Raw genomic sequence first — 18,767 nt, forward strand, 5'->3', positions numbered from 1 at the left:
ATGATGATGGATATTTTATTTTTTGCTGTTGTCTTTCTTGACCTAAATGACAAACAAATATAATAAAAAAGCACCGCTACAGCGATGCTTTCCTATTATTTAAATATTGATTTTAAAGAGCCAGAACCCTTACATCAATTCTTCTGTTTTTTGCTTTACACTCATCTGTATCATTAGCTTCGCATACAGGATGCTGAGATCCGTACCCTTCCGCTTCTATTCTGTCTCCTGAAACCCCTAACTCAAGTAATTTAAGCTTTGCTGTTTGGGCTCTTAGATTAGACAGACTAAGGTTACTTTCTTCATTCCCGCTGTTATCTGTATAGCCTCCTAATTTTATTTTCAGATCCGGATAAGCATTTAAAATTTCAGCCAGCGTATTCAGCTGAAGTGCAGATTCTGCTTTTAGATCACTGGAGCCGGTTTCAAAATACAGGTTTTCAATGGTGTACCATTTATTAGGATCTAAAGCCGATTTATCTTTTTGTTTCACCACATTATAAAATTGGTAAAGCTGGCTTCCATCACCTATAGCGATTGTTTTTCCTCCGTTCAGTTTTATTTTCTGAATATTTCCTGTTTCATACACAAAGTCTCCGTTTTCATTAAGATGTCCTTTAATTTCTCCCGGAACAGCAGTAATTATTGCGGTATCACCGCTTACAGCTGTTGTACTACCGGAAACTCCTGTAAGACTTTCGATTTTGCTTTCCTGTTCGCTTCAATTTTATCTTTATGCAATACAGCCAAAGTAGGCGCAATAACTAAAGAAACAATTGACATTAATTTGATCAGGATATTCATAGACGGCCCTGATGTATCTTTAAACGGATCTCCTACCGTATCTCCAGTTACGGAAGCTTTATGAGGCTCTGAACCTTTGTAATAGGTTTGTCCGTTGATGTCCACTCCCTTTTCAAATGACTTTTTAGCATTATCCCAGGCACCTCCGGCATTATTCTGGAACATTCCCATCAACACTCCACATACAGTGGCACCGGCCAGGAATCCTCCCAATACTTCAGGTCCGAAAATAAACCCAATAAGTAAAGGCGAAATGATGGCTATCGCACCGGGAAGCATCATTTTTCTGATGGATGCATCTGTAGAAATAGCAACACATTTTTCGTATTCGGGTTGTGCTTTTCCTTCCAGAATTCCAGGAATTTCTCGGAACTGTCTCCTTACTTCCTCTACCATCGCCATAGCCGCCTGCCCAACTGCAGTGATCGCCAATGACGAGAAAATAAACGGAATCATTCCGCCAACAAATAGTCCTGCCAGAACGTCTGCTCTGTAAATGTCAATACCGTCAATTCCTGCAATTCCTACAAAAGCTGCAAATAGGGCTAAAGCAGTCAAAGCTGCTGAAGCAATGGCAAATCCTTTTCCGGTAGCTGCAGTGGTGTTTCCAACAGCATCCAGGATATCTGTTTTTTCACGTACTTCTTTAGGAAGCTCACTCATTTCAGCGATCCCTCCTGCATTATCTGCAATAGGACCAAACGCATCGATAGCAAGCTGCATGGCTGTAGTAGCCATCATTCCGGCTGCTGCAATAGCTACTCCGTAAAGTCCCGCACAGAGATAAGAACCATAGATCCCTCCAGCGAGTACAATAATCGGAAGCAAGGTAGATTCCATACCAACGGATAGCCCTCCGATGATATTGGTTGCATGACCGGTAGAAGACTGTCTCACAATGCTGGAAACCGGTCTTTTACCCATTGCCGTATAATATTCTGTAATAATACTCATTAAGGTTCCTACAACCAGCCCAACCATTATCGCTCCGAACACTCCCATTTTAGTAAATTCATGGCCCCTGAGAACCATATTTTCCGGAAGGATATAAGTTACCAGAAAGTAAGACGCAATGGCAGTAATCACAATACTTCCCCAGTTTCCAAGGTTGAGTGCATTCTGTACACTGGAAGTGGATGAACCTTCATTGTCATTAACTTTCACAAATAAAGTTCCGATCATTGAAAATATAATTCCTGTTCCTGCAATGAGCATCGGCAAAAGAATCGGGGCAAAACCTCCGAAAGCATCATCAGAAACTGTTTCTCTTCCTAATACCATGGTGGCTAAAACCGTTGCCACATAAGATCCGAAAAGGTCAGCTCCCATCCCTGCTACGTCTCCTACATTGTCTCCTACGTTATCTGCAATGGTTGCAGGATTTCTGGGGTCATCTTCCGGGATTCCGGCTTCAACTTTTCCTACAAGGTCAGCACCTACGTCTGCCGCTTTTGTATAAATACCACCACCTACTCTTGCAAAAAGCGCGATGGATTCTGCACCAAGAGAAAATCCGGTGAGAATTTCAATCGTTCTTTCCATTTCGTGAGAATCTACGGTGGCATCCGGAGCAAAAATCTGTTTAATAATCAGAAATAAAGCTCCCAGACCTAAAACAGCAAGTCCCGCAACCCCCATTCCCATTACTGAGCCTCCTGTAAAGGATACTTTAAGAGCTTTTGACAATGAAGTTCTTGCCGCTTCTGCTGTCCTGACATTGGCTTTGGTAGCAATTTTCATTCCGATAAACCCTGCACATGCTGAGAATATAGCCCCTACTACAAAGGCAATTCCGATACTCCAGTGTGAATTGGCATTACTAGACCCCATGACTGCCAGTAAAATAGCAACTACTACAACAAAGTACGTTAAGATTTTGTATTCAGCCTTTAGAAAAGCCATTGCACCGTCTGCAATGTGCCCACTGATTGTTTTCATTTTTTCATTTCCTGCATTCTGTTTATTGACCCAGTTGCTCTGAAGAAATGTATAAAGCAAAGCTATGACACCAAAAATTGGCACTAACACAAATAGATCCATAGTTTATTATTTTATATTAAAAAATTGAGATTAGTCTTATAAATATAATGAAATTATAAACACGCCATAAAATTCATTAATAATAATCTATTATTTTGTAAATTCGTTTCTCACTATGATTTGAATTAATTATTTATGAAAAAGATATTATATACACTTATGTTATCTGCAGGCATAAGCAGCTGTCATCATAAGATGCCACAGGAAAAAGCTGAAATACTCTATTTCGGAGGGCCTATTATAACAATGGAGGATTCTTCTCCCCAGGTTGAAGCAGTAGCAGTTAAAGACGGAAAAATACTTTTTGCCGGAACAAAATCAGATGCAGAACGTTTTTCAGGGCCAGCCACTAAGTTGATTAATTTAAGTGGAAAAACTCTTCTTCCTGGTTTTATAGATGTTCACGGACATCTTACATCAAGAGCCGGGATTATGGATGCTGTAGATCTGTCTCCCGAGCCTTATGGCACTGTAAATTCTATTAAAGATCTACAGACTACGATTAAAAACTACATCAAATACAATAAAATCACAGATCAACAGCCGGTTATCGGAAATGGTTATGATGATGCAATAATGATGGAACACCGTCATCCTACGAGAGCAGAACTGGATGTCATCAGCAAAAACCATCCTATTATTGTCATTCATGCCTCAGGTCATGCCAGCGTAGCAAACAGTGCAATGTTACAACTCTTGGGAATAACAGAATCATCAGAAGATCCTGAAGGAGGGCACATTGGCAGAGATAAAACAACAGGAAAACTGAATGGAAAGTTAGAAGAGAATGCCAGTTTCACAGCGTTACTGACCTTAACGGAAAAAATGAGTAAAGGTAAAGATACTCAGGCCCATGCAATGGAAAACCTGATGAAGGCCCATGATGAATGGCTCAGCTATGGTCAGACGACTATTTGTGATGGGAGAACTATGGGAGAAAGTGTTGCTCTGCTAGAAAAGGCAGCATCTCAACACCTTTTTAAAGCTGATATTGTTTACTTTCCTGATTATGAATATTTCAAAAAAGATCTCAGCAATTTCAAGCCGAAGTATATGAAGTATGAAAATCGTTTGAAACTGGCTGGATTCAAATTTTCTGATGATGGCTCTCCACAGGGAAAAACAGCCTGGCTGACGCAGCCTTATTTGGTTCCGCCTGAAGGTCAGTCTAAAGATTACAAAGGATTTCCCATTTTTACGGATGAAACTTTATATAACGATCTGAAAACACTTTTCCAAAATCATATCACTGCACAACTTCATGTAAATGGAGATGCCGCCATTGACCAGGCTATACGCGTTATCAAAAGGTTAAAAGATGAAAATATTTACCAACCGGAATTGCGTGCAACATTAATTCATGTACAAAACAGCCGCCCTGATCATATTCAAAGAATAAAAGAATTAGGAGTAATTCCTTCTTACTTTTCTACTCATGCCTATTTATGGGGAGATTGGCATTACTCAAGTGTTTTTGGTCCCGAAAGAGCAGCTTTTATAAGTCCGGCCAACTCAGCATTAAAAGCAGGCATTACGTTTACCATTCATCATGATGCTCCGGTTACTCCACCAGATCTGATAACGGCAGTATATGCAGCAGTGAATAGAAAAACGCGTTCAGGAATGATTTTAGGACCCAATGAAAGAATCTCTCCCATTGAAGCCCTGAAAGCGATTACCATTAACGGAGCTTATCAATTGCAGGAAGAAAATAAAAAAGGGTCTATTAAAGCAGGCAAATTAGCTGACTTTGTTATTCTGGATCAGAATCCATTAACGATAAATTCCGAAAATCTCAGAAAGATCAAGGTTCTTGAAACTATAAAAGAAGGAAATCCTGTGTACAAAAGAGACTAAATTTATGGGTACCGGATCAAAGAATATTCATAAAGAAAAAGCAGATGAAAATTCATCTGCTTTTTGTATGCTTATGGAAGAATTCTATCCCCCGAATTTATCTGCATAATCTATTTGAGAAGCTTTAATCACTTTTCTTGCGTGTTCAGCTCCGTAAACTTCCTGAATTCTGCATTTTGCCGGTTCATCCGGTAAGTTTTTGTACGTAAGGAAATAGTGCATCAGTCTTTTCACTTCTGCTTCAGGTAATTCAGCAATATCTCTGAAATGTCCGAAAGCATGGTCATTGATCATTACTGCAACAATTTTATCATCAGCTTCGCCTCCGTCAATCATTTTGAAACCTCCGATTGGAATAGCTTCCATCAACAGACCTCCGGCATGGATATTGTGAGAACTTAAAACACAAATATCAAGCGGGTCATGATCTCCCATTGTAACATCATCAGCTCCGGCTTCCACAGCAAGTTTCATCACTTCTTTATCACAGTATGTTCTTGGAACAAACCCGTACAAAGCAGGGATAATGTTAGAAAATTTCTGCGGCCTGTCTACCTTTAAATATCCTGTTTCTTTATCTACTTCATATTTAATAGTATCTGAAGGAACAATTTCCACAAATACGTTTACAACATTTGGCGCATCTTCTCCTGCAGAAATTCCGTGCCATGGATGTGCTTTAAAATTTGGAATCATTATTTATCTGTTAATTTTTAAGTTATTATTAAAATTTCTTTTCTTAAATCTTCTATTGTTTCAGCAATATAATCGTTGCCTTCCATATAATTCATGATGAAAACCGTTTTGAATTCATCCAGCTGAACCTCTCCCTTCAATCCATCGTAAGTTTTATGAAGCAGTTCAATGATTGCATTTTTTGAATCTACGATATTCTTCCATGAATTTTTTGTAATGTATAACTGCTGGGATGAGTTATATTCAAACTCTTCATTGATGGCCTTTTCTGTAAGGAAAATAAACTCATGAACGGCCAGCTCTCTGTCAAATCTCTGAATAAGGTTTGAAGGCTTAATCCTGTCCAGAAACAATGTCATTCTTTCATAGGAATGTGCTTTGTTCTCTGAATTTGATTTCACGGTAAGCAGTTTGATTTCCTGGTTCTTAAACGTAATATATGAGTGTACAAATTGTCTGAGCAAAACCAGAAAAGGAATTGCAATAATCAATGCAAATGCATATGGTAGATATCCTGAAAGACTCGTCATAATTTTAGACTGCAAAATTACTAATTATTTTCCGTCTTCTAAAGAGTTTTTAAAGATATCCACTTTAGAAATTTGTATATAGATCAAAGAGAGAATAATGATAAGATAAAAGCCGACCATCATCCTGTTTACCAGAGCCGGAAAAATCAGAAATCTTAGCATAACAGTTCCATAAATAACAACAAAAAACAAAACCTGAGCCTGATTTTTTTATTGCGGAATGAAAAATGATTGGCCAGAATGACCACAATAAAAATCAGTAATATTGGAAAATAAGAAGAATTGAATTCCAGCATTATATTCCTTTTAATAAAGTGAAAATAATCTGTAAAGGAAAACGGTTCAGGCTGTGAAACGGGATAAATCTGAACTTTCGTAAACTGATTCATAAAAAGCGTAGACCACGATACCTGATTAAAAGCTTGTATCAAAAAGAAGGAAAGAAACAAATATCCGTATGATATCAATAGTGGCGCCGTTTTAATCTGAAACCTATCCCTGTACAAATAAATAAAGCCATACAGGAATGAATAAAAAATAAAATATTCCGGTCTTGTAAGCACACATAGCATACCTAATATACCTGCCCAGAAAATATTCTTTCTCATTAAAAAAACATAGAAGCTGAGAAGAAGAAGCAGGCATGATAAAGAGTCTGCAGAAACATGCCGGGCAGATTCCGGCAAGGGTTTGAACATCGAAATTAAAATAGTGAGGATAAAGGCAAGAGGGTAATTTTTCAGAATCCTGATTAAAAAGATGAAAATCAGAATAAGTATCAATGCATAAGAAATAACCGAAATTAAAGAGATGGAGACAGAAGCACTGAAACCAAGCTTAAATAACGACCAGCCGATAAAATTATAAAAAGGTTTTACCACAAAAAGCTGCAGCTCTTCTTCATAGGCTTTGGGATTTTGCGAAATGATTTTATAGTATGTGCTCTCCCCTTTTGCTATTTCTTCAACCATTGGATCAACAGGGCCAAGTCCGGCAAAATCAGGATTCTTTTCCTTCAGTTCATCGTATACCTTCTTATGAATATCTTCAATTTTCATATCAGGATATTCCGTTTTATAAATCAGCCCCATATAGGCTTCCATATCAGTATTGTAATAGTGGTGGGTATACAGATAGTATGACATGAAGCATACGTAGATTGAAAAGATAAAAACAAGAATACCATTCTTTTTTTCCATATACTGATATTATATGAATACAAATGTAAAAAAACTGTCTTTTACTCTGTATTCTCATGAAAGCTTACAAAAGGATCACTTATACTAGAGTTCAAACAAAGCTGGTCTTTGTGTTACTTCGTGATAGCAGACACTGTTTTCATCAAAGAAATGGTACACAAGGCTTTTTCTGGTTTTGTTTTTATCTGTGTGAGGTTCTCCGCCATGAAGAATATTGGCATGCCAGATTAATAAATCTCCTTTTTTGCTTTAAATATTTCTTTTTTAATCCTAATTCTTTTACCTTTTCCTCAAGGAAAGTTTCATAAGCTCTGTAACTTTTCTTACCGATTTTCAAAGCAGTGCCTTCATTATCATAATCAGAATTCAGGAAATAAGGAAGTTTGTGACTTTTGGGGATATAATGCAAAGCTCCGTTGCTTTCATCAACATCTTCCAGAGCAATCCAGACTCCAAGCAGCCCTCCCAACGGATAAGTAGTCATGTGGATGCTGTCTGAATGAGTTTTCTGCTGGCTTCCGTTGATAAAATTGATACTTTGAAAAAGTTTGGATTTTCCGTCCAGCAAAACAGATAAAAAATCTAACAGTTCCGGATCACTTCCTATATTTTTAATGATTTCTGAATGGTGAATGGCAAACATCAGCTTTCCTCCGTAAATAAACTTCAAAGTCCCGTCTTTCATCAATTTATCAATTTCAAAATTGATCTGATCTGCCGTTTCGGAGTAAGGAAATTCCTCAGGATCATATACCCGTTATCGTCGTACTGAAGAGCACTTTCTTTATTTTCTTCAGAAAGCTTGTTAAAAAAAGGAGTTTCCTTAAGCTTTATATAATCTACTGTTCTTTTACTGGCCGGAAGGTGGGCAAAATCTTTACTGGAAATGCTTGAGAAATAGCTCTTATTGATTCCGTATTTTTTATACAATGGAATATTATGCTTTAATTTACTCTTTTTAAACAGGTTATAAAGCATATATGATAATTTGTACTGACGAATCTGTTGTAACATAACTGTTTTACTAAGGATTTTATAAAGTTACGGATTATTACTTAATTAGAACCAATCTAAACAATGCTTTTCATCATAAAAAAGACTTTCCTCTCAGGATAAGATAGGCCAGCTTTTTAAAAGATTTATTTTTGAATTTTCAATAATGCCATAAGGTCTCAATTGGGGGCGGAATCCCCTGAAAAATTCTTCGATATTGGGAATCTCTCCTCCTTCAAAATCAAAAATATGTGTTTCAATGTTCTCTTTAATGAGATGATCAATCAATACAGATGCTCCTGATAACTTCACATAGTTTTTATCATTGAAATTGCCTAAAAGCGCTACCATATTACAGTCTGAATAAGTAGCAATTACATTGACAATCTTATGCTGATAGTAAAAGCGGTAAACTTAAGATATCCTGACTTATAAAAGCTTTCAAAAATTCTCATGAATTCAAGCAGATCATGGTCTTTGTTCAATCCTATTGTATTGGATTCAATAAAAGTTTTTGCTTTCTCATAAGGAATTGTTTTGATTTCAGAATCTTTTAAAACTGCTTCATCTAACCGAAGTTTTCTTTTTCTTTTGGGTGAATATTTTGCGTACACTTTCTCATAAGCATCAGGGTACAATAAAAAATTCTTTTTGAGTCTGATCTTCGTACGAAGCTGATTGACATCATTGAATGGATAAGCCCGTATCATGTAATTCTTTTCAAGATATTCTAAAAAAGCTTCATTAAGGTCAACATTATCTTTACCGGAAAAAACACCAAGCTGCTGGCAAAGCTTGGGATTATGTACGATTTTCATCCCATATTTTCTTACAAAAGGAACAGGCATTACTGCTTCGTAATCTTTATAAACAAGAATTTCCCAGGGCATTGTAGAAGTAGTATCTAAAAAATGCTTTGTAGCAGAATATTTTCTTTGTTCGGAATTTTCTAAACATAGAGCATATTTTACAAAGTCAATTTCATGGTATTTTAATCTTCTAATCATAATAATCCTGAGTCCGAGAAACTAAAATAGGAATTCTGCGTAACAATAATATGGTCCAAAAGCTGAATACTTAAGGTATTTCCGGCTTCTTTTATTTTCTGTGTGATACTGATATCTTCTCTGCTTGGTTTTAAGCTTCCGGAGGGATGATTGTGTGCAATGATAATTCCTGTTGAAAAATGATCCAGAGCTCCTTTATAAAGAGTCCTTACATCTACAATAGACTGGCTGATTCCACCCTGCGTAAGTTGGGAGATGTGAATCACTTTATTACTGTTGTTCAGGAAGATTGCCCAGAACTCTTCTGTCCGCAGATCGGAAAGCTGGTTTCTAAGAACTGCATAAGCATCATGACTGTTACCTATTACCGTTTTTTCAGGAATTTCCTGTACAGCTCTTCTCCTGCCGATTTCCAGGGCTGAAATGATTGAAATAGCTTTTGTCTCTCCAATTCCTTTAAATTTCACCAGGTCCTGAACGGAAAGCAAGCTTAGCTGATGCCAGCTGTTATCGACAGAGTTTAAAATCTTTCGTGCCAGTTCTATGGCATTTTCTTCCCTATTTCCACTTCCCATGATGATCGCTAACAGCTCAGAATCAGAAAGTGAGCTTTTGCCTTTCTGCAAAAACTTTTCTCTGGGTCTGTCATCTTCTGCAAGAAATTTTATAGCCATGGAAAAATTATGAAATAAGATATTATGAATTAATAGAATGCATATAAGATCATCGGCTTCTTAGACTGATCAATGTATTTAGCGGTTTCTTTAAAAGCATTTACCGAAAGCATAGGACACCCTAAGCTTAGACATGCCGGAGCCTGGGATTCCATATCGGGAACACATCCGTAAGAATGAAGAACAATAGCCCTCTGCATGGCATTACTGTTGGTAGCGTCCAGCCCTGCAAGCCGATAGGCTTTGCCAAACTTTCCTACATAGCTTTCTCCAATGGCATATTTACCCAACGACGACTGATAAGATCCTTCAGTATTACTGAATTTTAAAGCGTCTGATTTTGGAATAACAGAACCTGAGCCATGGGATACAACAGCCTGCTGTACAATCCTGTTATTTTTCAGGTTATAAATGAAATAGCGGTATTTCCCGGAAGGTATTTTAAAATTGATAAAAACAGCCAGTTCCTGATTATACTCTTTCCCTTTAATATAATTCTTAATTTCCGAAATTCTTGCCTGAGGCACGCCTGGCGAATTCAACTGCTGTGACTCAGCCTTTGAACAGGAAATTACAATTAAAAAAAGAAAAATAAAGTGTTTCATCATCCGGTTTTGTATACTTTTATTCTATGATCATTCCATCTTTCATGACGAGCTTGCGGTCCGTAATTTCTGCAAGATTCGGGTTGTGGGTAACGATCACAAATGTTTGATTGTATTTGTCTCTGAGATCAAAAAATAATCTGTGAAGGTCATCCGCATTCTTGGAATCCAGGTTACCTGTTGGCTCATCTGCAAAAATAATTTTTGGTGAATTGATTAAAGCTCTCGCTACTGCTACCCTTTGTGCTTCTCCCCGGAAAGCTGATTAGGTTTATGATTCAGTCTCTGCTCTATCTTTAAATCTTCAAACAAAGCATAAGCCTTTTCAATAGCTTCTCTCTCATTAGCCCCGGCAATTTTGTCGGAAGCAATACGTTTTCCAGAGCGGTAAACTCCGGAAGAAGCTGATGAAACTGAAATACAAAGCCGATATTCTGATTTCTGAATTTTGATAACTGTTTATCATTCATATTGATAAATGATTCTCCTGCTATTTCAATTTCAGTATCATACTTACCGGACTGGGTCGGATGATCCAGCGTTCCTAAAATCTGCAGGAGTGTAGATTTACCTGCTCCTGATTCTCCTACAATAGAAACTACCTCTCCTGTTTTGATGTGAATATCAACTCCTTTCAGTACTTCTAAATTTCCATAAGATTTATGGATATTTCTTGCTTTAATCATGATTCAAAAATAGTGAATTGCCTTCAAATAAAAAACCGCTTTTTGAACCGGTTTATATTTTATTTTGCTTTTAAAGATATCAGATTTCTTTAATCCATTTATATCAGTCTTTTCTATTAATTTTTTTAATTATTTCCTTCAGATTTTTAGTAATAAACTTATAGGTTTTTATTTTTTATTGGGTATCTGAATTCAGTTCACAAAAAAAACCTCCCGGTTTGGGAGGTTTATTATTTTCAAGTTCAGAAATTACAGTAACAATGTTAATGGGCTTTCTAAATAGGTTCTTAATGTCTGTAAGAACTGAGCACCTGTAGCACCGTCTACTACTCTGTGGTCACAAGCCAATGAAAGCTTCATGGTGTTTCCAACTACAATCTGACCGTCTTTAACGATTGGTTTCTCAATGATTGCTCCTACTGAAAGGATAGCAGAGTTTGGCTGGTTGATGATACTTGTAAATGTTTCGATACCGAACATTCCCAGGTTGGAAATAGAGAATGTAGATCCTTCCATTTCGTTAGCTTTAAGGCCTTTGTTTTTAGCTCTTGAAGCCATATCTTTTACAGCTGCAGAGATCTGTGTATAAGTCATCTGGTCTGTATTTTTCAATACCGGAACTACCAATCCGTCCGGAATAGCTACCGCTACCCCAATGTTGATATTTCCTCTGTGGATGATCTTATCCCCTGCCCAGCTTGAATTTACCTGAGGGTGTTTTCTTAAGGCAATTGCAGTTGCTTTAATGATCATATCATTGAAAGAGATCTTAGTATCCGGCAAAGAATTGATTTCTTTTCTGGCCTCAATGGCTTTATCCATATTGATCTCAACCATCAGATAGTAATGAGGTGCAGAGAATTTACTTTCAGAAAGACGTTTCGCGATAACATTTCTTACCTGAGAGTTAGGCGTCTCTGTATCTTCACCTTGTACAAAACTTACTGCAGCCGGAGCAGCGCTTGCTGCAGGAGCCGAAGCAGCTGGTTTCGCAGCGGGTTGATAGTTTTCAATATCCTTTTTAACGATTCTTCCGTTTTCACCAGATCCCTGAATACTGTTGATATCAACTCCTTTATCCTGAGCCATTTTTTTAGCCAGTGGAGAAATTGCAACTCTGTCCGAAGATGAAGTGTTTGCAGCAGGCGCAGCTTTTTCTTCTGTTTTAGCTTCTGCTTTTTGCTCAGCTGGTTTTGCCGCTGACTGACCAGCAGCCTTCGGAGCACCTACAGCGGAAACATCTGTTCCAGCAGGACCAATGATTGCCAACACGGAATCAACCGGAGCAGCACCTCCTTCTTCTACACCCTGCTTCAATAATACTCCATTGAATTCAGATTCGAAATCCTGTACTGCCTTATCTGTCTCGATTTCAGCAAGAAGATCTCCTTCTTTTACTGTATCACCTACATTTTTGTGCCATTTGGCTACCTTACCCTCTGTCATTGTATCAGAAAGTCTAGGCATTGTAATAATTTCTACTCCAGCCGGAACTTCTGCAGCAGCAGATTCAGTTGCAGGAGCATCAGCTTTAGGCTGTTCTTCTGATTTTTTTCTTCAGAACCAGCACCTGGAGCAGCAGCTCCTCCTGTTAATCCTGAAATATCTTCTCCTTCATTTCCGATAATTGCCAAAACAGAGTCTACAGCAGCAGCACCTCCTTCTTCTACACCAACGTATAAAAGGGTACCTTCTACTTCAGATTCGAAATCCTGAACTGCTTTATCAGTTTCAATTTCAGCTAAAATATCTCCTTCTTTTACTTTATCCCCTACTTTTTTATGCCATTTTGCCACCTTACCTTCCGTCATCGTATCGGACAGGCGGGGCATCGTAATTACTTCTGCCATAATCTATATTGATTTGAGATCCGAGATTTGAGATTTGAGATTTCAGAAATTTCAAACTTCAAATTTCAAATTAATTTTATTTTTTAGTTTTCTAATTTGTCTAGGAACGGATAATCTTCCTGAGCATATACATACTCATAGATTTTTTCCGGGTCCGGATATGGAGAGTTTTCCATGAACTCAATACACTCTTCAACAAAATCTCTCGATTTGTTATCGATAGTTTCCAATTCCGCTTCAGTAGCCCATCCGTTTTCTAAAATTCTGTGTTTTATCAATTCGATTGGGTCATCATTTTTATGAAGAGCTACTTCTTCTTTAGATCTGTATGGCTCAGCATCAGACATAGAGTGTCCTCTGTAACGGTAAGTTCTTGCTTCAATGAAAGTAGGCCCGTCTCCTCTTCTTGCTCTTTCAATAGCTTCATAAGCAGCTTCTGCCACTTTTTCAGGATCCATTGCATCTACAGCAAGGCAAGGCATTTCATATCCTAATCCTAATTTATAGATATCTTCGTGGTTGGCAGTCCTTTTTACTGAAGTTCCCATTGCATACTGGTTGTTTTCTACAACAAATACTACAGGAAGTTTCCAGTTCATCGCCATATTGAAAGTTTCGTGTAAAGAACCTTGTCTTGCAGCACCGTCCCCGAAGAAACAGATGTTTACGGCCTTTCTGTCGAAATATTTATCAGCAAAAGCAATACCTGCACCTAAAGGAATTTGTCCTCCAACGATACCGTGTCCTCCGTAAAAACGGTGTTCTTTACTGAAAATGTGCATAGATCCACCCATACCTCCGGATGTACCTGTAGCTTTACCACAAAGTTCCGCCATGATTCTTTTAGGATCCACTCCCATCGCCATTGGATGAATGTGACATCTGTAAGCAGTAATCATACTGTCCTTTGTCAGATCCATTGCATGTGTAAACCCGGCAGGGATAGCTTCCTGACCGTTATACAAATGTAAAAATCCTCTGATCTTTTGTTTTAGGTAAAGAGAACGGCATTTGTCTTCAAACCTTCTCCACATTGTCATATCTTCATACCACTTCAGGTATACCTCTTTAGAAAATTCTTTCATGTGTTAGCTCTTGCTTTTTTATGATGAAATAGTTGAGCAAAATTATGAAAAAAACTTTGTTTTTATTCTATACATAGATAACTTTTCGATTTTTCTGTAAAATCTATTTGCGGGCTGAATGGATTATTCTTAATTTTCGAGCCCTGCAGGTCCCGGCAAAACGGCATTATCCATTATTCTTCATTACCATAACATCAATAAAACATGCCTGTTTATCCGGCTTTTATAAAACAGCAAATAAAGATAAAGCATAAGAAATGATTCATATTCATCCATCAATTTGTTTTACTTTTAATTATTGTTAACATAGCTTTTGGTTATTTCACCAGCTTCTTTTTTTAATAAATAAAGGTTTAAGTTTTAAAATTCTTTCCTTACTTTTATCAGTGAATGCAACAGAGGGTTTGAAAAACTGAGAAATATTTTACTTCCAAAAAGCTATTGACAATCAAATAAATTCTGCACTATCCGGCTGTTCCCTATCATCGTTCTTACTTGCTTATTGAGGTTATAGTGGTATATTTGATCATTAAACCTGATTATGGAAGGAAAGAAATATTCATTACTACACAAAATTTCAAAAATCATTTCTGATTTTTTTAATCCTCTGGTATCTCTGATCCTGTTTTTTGTATATATGAGCATCAGGGAATACTCCTTAAAGATTCCATGCTGTATTTTATCCCTATATTATTAATGATCATTGTGCCGGTAATCATATGGCTGGTTTGGAATGTGAAGACGGGAAGATATACCAACATGGATGTTTCCAACCGTGTTCAGAGAAAAACGCTGTATATATTTATTGCAGTTTGTGTAATTGCCTATCTTATTTTTAATTATATCAGAAACGGATATATTGATCTGGTTATGCTTTTTATTTTGATCCTTCTGTTTGCGCTTCAGATCAGCAATCTGTTTATCAAAAGTTCGATGCATACAGCATTTAATATATTTGTAGCAGCACTGTTTTTCTCTCTTGACTGGAAAATGGGTCTGGTATGGCTGGGAATCGCAATTTTGGTCGGAATTACCCGCGTTATATTAAAAAGACACACCGTAAAAGAAGTATTTATGGGAGCTGGAATAGCTTTTATGGTATCTTTTATCTATCTTTATTGCAATATTCAATTTCAACATTAGAATACTCTATGAAAATACATCATCTTACTGCCGCAGAAGAAAACTTTATGAAGCTGTTTTGGAAAATGGGATCTTTCTATCTGAAGGACGTTATGGAACAGCATCCGGAACCGAAGCCACATCAGAATACGGTTTCCACTTATTTGAAAATATTAGTTGAAAAAGGTTATCTGTCAACCGTAAAAGAAGGAAGAATCTTCAAATATACTGCGATTGTTCCATTGGAAGAGTATAAAAAATTCCTGCTGAAAGAGCTTTCTCATAACTTTTTCAGTGATTCAGGAAAGGAAATCCTGGAACTTTTATTAAGTGAAAAATTAATTTCCCAGGAAGATATGAAAGGTTATTTTGATCTTAAAATCGAAATAAAGCCTGCTAAAACCGAAGAACCAAAGTTTGATTTTGCTGAGGAAATCTTAAGTCCGAAAAAGGAGAAGAAGGCCAAAGGAAAAGAGAAAGACAAGGACAAAAAGAAGAAAAAGAAAAAAGATTAATCTTACCCTTAAAAACACCAAATCATGAAAACAAAATTCCAGGAAACAGTAAGCCGGGCCTATGAAGTCATTTTCCGGTATCCTATGATTCTGGTAATGGCTTTACTGGCTTCTATTGGCGCCATATGCATTATCGAAACGGAACACACTGAAATAACCTCTTACATAAAATTTACCATTTGTGCGTGTCTTGGGATTTCTCTGATGTTTGCGTTAAAAATGCTGTCCCAGAGAATCGGGAAAGAATTACTCTTGCAGGTACTCGGTATTATTTTCCTTGTTGGTTTTTACTTCATCCTGCCTGATAAAAAGTATAATTTTACCGAAGTCTACGCTTATATCATTGCTGTTACGGCACTTCTCTCCCACTTATTGGTTTCTTTCGTTCCGTTTCTGAGGAAAGACAGAGAGCTCAGATTCTGGCAGTATAATAAAAATCTTTTTGTTAATATCTTTCTTACCGCTGTATTTACAGGAGTTCTGACCGGAGGAGTTGAGCTGGCCATCTTAGCGGCTGATAAGCTTTTTGACTTTAATTTTCATGATAGAATTTATAGAGATACATTTTTTGTCCTGGCTATTTTGGGAAGCAGCTTTATTTTTCTTTTATTTAATGATAAAGGTTTAAATAACCTTGAAAAAGACGGAACTTATCCGGTTGTTTTAAAGTTTTTCACTCAGTTTATTTTAATTCCATTACTGCTTACTTATGCAGTCATTCTTTATTTCTATTCGGCTAAAATACTCATCAACTGGCAGCTTCCAAGAGGCTGGGTTACTTACCTTGTCTTAGCATATAGTATTGTTGGTATTCTTGCATTGCTCCTGGTACATCCCCTGAAAGAAGAAAACGCAAAATCATGGGTCAGAATATTCTCAAAAGCATTTTACTATACGATTGTTCCTTTAATTATACTGCTTTTTACAGCGATCTTTACCCGAATTCTGGAATACGGTTATACAGAACCAAGATACTTTGTTCTCCTGCTTGCCATATGGCTGTTAAGCGTTGTTATTTACTTTATTTTCAACAAAAGAGCAACCATAAAATTTATTCCGGTGAGCTTATTTCTTTTTGGTGCTTTTGCGCTGGTTTTTCCTTACTTTAATGCCTTCAGCGTTGCGAAAAGAAGCCAGAAAACGGAACTTATCAATATTTTAAACCAAAACCAGCTGATCAGTGCTGGTAAAATTAATTTCCAGAAGAAAATTACCGATACAATCCGTAATGAAATTGCCGATAAATTTGAATTTCTGGCTGAAAGAAAGCAGGGCGGATTTTTATCAACTTTACTGAATAAGGAAGATCAGGCTGAATTAGCGGCTCATATTGATTTCGGTACATTTTACAGTATACGATATGATATCCAGAACAGATTTTCAAATGTGAATGTCACAGTAGAAAACAAAACATATGAAATAAACAGACTGTCTCTTGTTCCTGAAAAAAAGTTGTGGAAATCGGAAACTATCAGTATCTGCTTTCTTTTTACCGCTACAGTAAAGATCCACAAAAACTGAATGATGACCAGTTTGAGCTTACAGACAATCTCATCAAAAAATCCTCATTAAAATTAAGCCTAAATTCCAAAGAGGAAATAGATTTCGGTCCACAAATTATTAAGCTGTTTGATCAAAACAAAAACAGGCAAGGCATCATAAAAGTCCCTGAAATAGCAATGGAATCTGATTTAGGCAAATACCATATCAAACTTATTTTCAGTGAAATTACACGGGAACTGTATTCTGATAATAACCTGTCAGCCATTTATTATGAAAACGCTTATTTACTTATAAGATTAAAATAAAAAATAGGATATCATGGATATCCTATTTTTTTACTAATGTTACTTTATGATCTCCAAAGTGGAATACCGCCATATAAAAATATAATCTTAACTCTTTACGGAACCTGACCGGAGATTAAATTTCACAAAAAAAGCGGCTTTTAAGCCGCTTCATTATTTTTACCAACGATTTCCGCCTCCGCCACGGTTGTTACCATAGCCTCCGCCTCTGTTGTTGTTATTACCGTAACCTCCGCTTCTGTTATTATCGAAGCTTCTTCTTGGTTTTTCTTCTCTTGGTTTAGCTTCAGATACGTTTAAAGTTTTTCCGTTGAATTCTTTTTGGTTAAGAGATTCAATAGCTTGCTTTCCTTCATCATCACCCATCTCTACGAAACCGAAACCTCTGGAACGACCAGTTTCTCTGTCTGTAACGATTTTAGCTGATGATACATCTCCAAATTCTGCGAATAGATCGTGCAACTCATACTCTTTAGTTGCGTAATTGATGTTTGAAACAAAAATGTTCATTTTAAATAAATTAAAAAATTAATAAAAATTTGGTATATAAAAGAAAAACAACATAAATTAATGAACAAATATTGATTCCAAATATAAACGTATGCAAGATACAATTAAAAATTTCAAATCAAAGCTTTTTTTACATATTTCTCACATTATGTTGAATCCGGATTCGTAAAACCAACAGACACACAACATAAACAATTGATATTAAACAACTTAAACCCCATCAGCCGATTTGGTTAAATTATTTAACATTTAAGCATTTATCACAATTTTTTTTAACATTTAACGCGCAGAATATATGAAACAGCATACAACCAATTATACCAATACCCTTATTGAAGTCGCTGAAGACTGCCCTGTTTCCCAGGCGCAGATTCCTGCTGAAAAGAAAGAAAAAACACTCGCCAATCTCCAATATGAAAAACTCATAAAGAATCCCTATCAATATTCTTCAGATGATATTATTTTTGAATGCTATGCCATGAAAAATGACATTCCGGAAAGTGAAAAACAGCATGAAAGAGAAAAGTTCTTCTCCAAAGGACAGCCTTGTCTCCGCTGTTCTCCTTTAGCAAAGCGATATGGATTTGGATTCCATCATAATGCAGAAGGTAAGGTTGCCCTGATTCCTATGGAAAGTAAAGAATATCAAACACTCGTGAATGATATATCCATAGCAAAAACCAAGGCGATGCGTTCCAAAAGGAAATGATTGAGAAAATGAATGATTCTTTTCAGATCAATAAATGCCTTTGTTTTGAAAAGATCAGCTTTTAACAGTAAATTTGT

At 36.7% G+C, this 18,767-nt stretch carries 17 protein-coding genes and 3 pseudogenes; 6 read left to right on the forward strand and 14 right to left on the reverse strand.

The genetic code is table 11. The annotated features are described in order from the left end of the window. Window positions 1–112 precede the first annotated feature (112 nt). Window positions 113–2,844 (reverse strand): annotated as a pseudogene (locus OWR28_RS13605) (sodium-translocating pyrophosphatase). A gap of 135 nt (window positions 2,845–2,979) precedes the next feature. Between OWR28_RS13605 and OWR28_RS13610 the strand changes: the two are divergent. Next, on the forward strand, window positions 2,980–4,701 hold the full coding sequence (locus tag OWR28_RS13610; RefSeq protein ID WP_332387055.1) for an amidohydrolase: 1,722 nt from the start codon (window positions 2,980–2,982) through the stop codon (window positions 4,699–4,701). An 84-nt stretch (window positions 4,702–4,785) separates the two neighbouring features. On the opposite strand, the gene OWR28_RS13615 is transcribed toward OWR28_RS13610, so the two are convergent. The 12 genes and pseudogenes from OWR28_RS13615 to pdhA form a co-directional block, all read right to left on the reverse strand. After that, window positions 4,786–5,397 carry an inorganic pyrophosphatase gene (locus OWR28_RS13615; RefSeq protein WP_332387056.1) on the reverse strand — a complete coding sequence of 204 codons (612 nt, stop codon included), beginning with the start codon at window positions 5,395–5,397 and terminating at the stop codon, window positions 4,786–4,788. 17 nt (window positions 5,398–5,414) lie between these two features. Beyond that, entirely contained in the window at window positions 5,415–5,927 is a 513-nt protein-coding gene (locus tag OWR28_RS13620) for a DUF7935 family protein (protein ID WP_332387469.1), read from the reverse strand. Window positions 5,928–6,082: 155 nt separating this feature from the next. After that, a complete protein-coding gene (locus OWR28_RS13625; RefSeq protein WP_332387057.1) occupies window positions 6,083–7,126 on the reverse strand; it encodes a hypothetical protein in 1,044 nt (347 codons plus the stop codon). Between the two features lie 181 nt (window positions 7,127–7,307). After that, on the reverse strand, window positions 7,308–7,811 hold the full coding sequence (locus tag OWR28_RS13630) for a phytanoyl-CoA dioxygenase family protein (RefSeq protein ID WP_332387058.1): 504 nt from the start codon (window positions 7,809–7,811) through the stop codon (window positions 7,308–7,310). Next, the gene (locus OWR28_RS13635) at window positions 7,811–8,140 is read right to left on the reverse strand and encodes a hypothetical protein (RefSeq protein ID WP_332387059.1); all 330 of its coding nucleotides are present in this window, start codon (window positions 8,138–8,140) and stop codon (window positions 7,811–7,813) included. Before OWR28_RS13635 ends, OWR28_RS13630 begins: the two co-directional genes overlap by 1 nt. Window positions 8,141–8,233: 93 nt before the next feature. Next, complete coding sequence (locus OWR28_RS13640; RefSeq protein ID WP_332387060.1) at window positions 8,234–8,470, reverse strand: hypothetical protein; 237 nt, start codon at window positions 8,468–8,470, stop codon at window positions 8,234–8,236. A 23-nt stretch (window positions 8,471–8,493) separates the two neighbouring features. Continuing rightward, on the reverse strand, window positions 8,494–9,126 hold the full coding sequence (locus OWR28_RS13645) for a hypothetical protein (RefSeq protein ID WP_332387061.1): 633 nt from the start codon (window positions 9,124–9,126) through the stop codon (window positions 8,494–8,496). Further along, window positions 9,123–9,800: a RadC family protein gene (radC, locus tag OWR28_RS13650; RefSeq protein WP_332387062.1), complete on the reverse strand. Its 678-nt coding sequence runs from the start codon at window positions 9,798–9,800 to the stop codon at window positions 9,123–9,125. Before radC ends, OWR28_RS13645 begins: the two co-directional genes overlap by 4 nt. A 29-nt stretch (window positions 9,801–9,829) precedes the next feature. After that, the gene (locus OWR28_RS13655; RefSeq protein ID WP_332387063.1) at window positions 9,830–10,342 is read right to left on the reverse strand and encodes a murein L,D-transpeptidase catalytic domain-containing protein; all 513 of its coding nucleotides are present in this window, start codon (window positions 10,340–10,342) and stop codon (window positions 9,830–9,832) included. 82 nt (window positions 10,343–10,424) lie between these two features. Continuing rightward, window positions 10,425–11,091: pseudogene (locus OWR28_RS13660) on the reverse strand (ABC transporter ATP-binding protein). 249 nt (window positions 11,092–11,340) lie between these two features. Beyond that, window positions 11,341–12,941: pseudogene (locus OWR28_RS13665) on the reverse strand (dihydrolipoyl dehydrogenase family protein). A gap of 83 nt (window positions 12,942–13,024) precedes the next feature. Then, window positions 13,025–14,026, reverse strand: coding sequence for a pyruvate dehydrogenase (acetyl-transferring) E1 component subunit alpha (gene pdhA, locus OWR28_RS13670; RefSeq protein WP_002979899.1), 1,002 nt, complete (start codon window positions 14,024–14,026; stop codon window positions 13,025–13,027). Window positions 14,027–14,695: 669 nt separating this feature from the next. On the opposite strand from pdhA, the gene OWR28_RS13675 reads away from it, so the two are divergent. From OWR28_RS13675 to OWR28_RS13690, 4 genes are read left to right on the forward strand one after another with little or no spacing between them, the layout of a single operon-like run. Beyond that, the gene (locus OWR28_RS13675; protein ID WP_332387064.1) at window positions 14,696–15,169 is read left to right on the forward strand and encodes an ABC transporter permease; all 474 of its coding nucleotides are present in this window, start codon (window positions 14,696–14,698) and stop codon (window positions 15,167–15,169) included. An 8-nt stretch (window positions 15,170–15,177) separates the two neighbouring features. After that, window positions 15,178–15,663 carry a BlaI/MecI/CopY family transcriptional regulator gene (locus OWR28_RS13680; RefSeq protein ID WP_332387065.1) on the forward strand — a complete coding sequence of 162 codons (486 nt, stop codon included), beginning with the start codon at window positions 15,178–15,180 and terminating at the stop codon, window positions 15,661–15,663. Window positions 15,664–15,687: 24 nt separating this feature from the next. Continuing rightward, complete coding sequence (locus OWR28_RS13685; RefSeq protein ID WP_332387066.1) at window positions 15,688–17,184, forward strand: DUF4153 domain-containing protein; 1,497 nt, start codon at window positions 15,688–15,690, stop codon at window positions 17,182–17,184. After that, the gene (locus tag OWR28_RS13690) at window positions 17,118–17,471 is read left to right on the forward strand and encodes a hypothetical protein (protein WP_332387067.1); all 354 of its coding nucleotides are present in this window, start codon (window positions 17,118–17,120) and stop codon (window positions 17,469–17,471) included. Before OWR28_RS13685 ends, OWR28_RS13690 begins: the two co-directional genes overlap by 67 nt. 159 nt (window positions 17,472–17,630) lie before the next feature. Here the strand turns inward: OWR28_RS13690 and rbp are convergent, their stop codons facing one another. Further along, on the reverse strand, window positions 17,631–17,981 hold the full coding sequence (gene rbp / locus OWR28_RS13695) for an RNA-binding regulator (protein ID WP_002979907.1): 351 nt from the start codon (window positions 17,979–17,981) through the stop codon (window positions 17,631–17,633). Between the two features lie 295 nt (window positions 17,982–18,276). Here rbp and OWR28_RS13700 point away from each other — a divergent pair, with 295 nt between their 5' ends. Next, window positions 18,277–18,690: a DUF6157 family protein gene (locus OWR28_RS13700; protein ID WP_332387068.1), complete on the forward strand. Its 414-nt coding sequence runs from the start codon at window positions 18,277–18,279 to the stop codon at window positions 18,688–18,690. Window positions 18,691–18,767: the final 77 nt, after the last annotated feature.

The organism is Chryseobacterium sp. 1B4 (assembly GCF_036631475.1).
GTDB lineage: Bacteria > Bacteroidota > Bacteroidia > Flavobacteriales > Weeksellaceae > Chryseobacterium.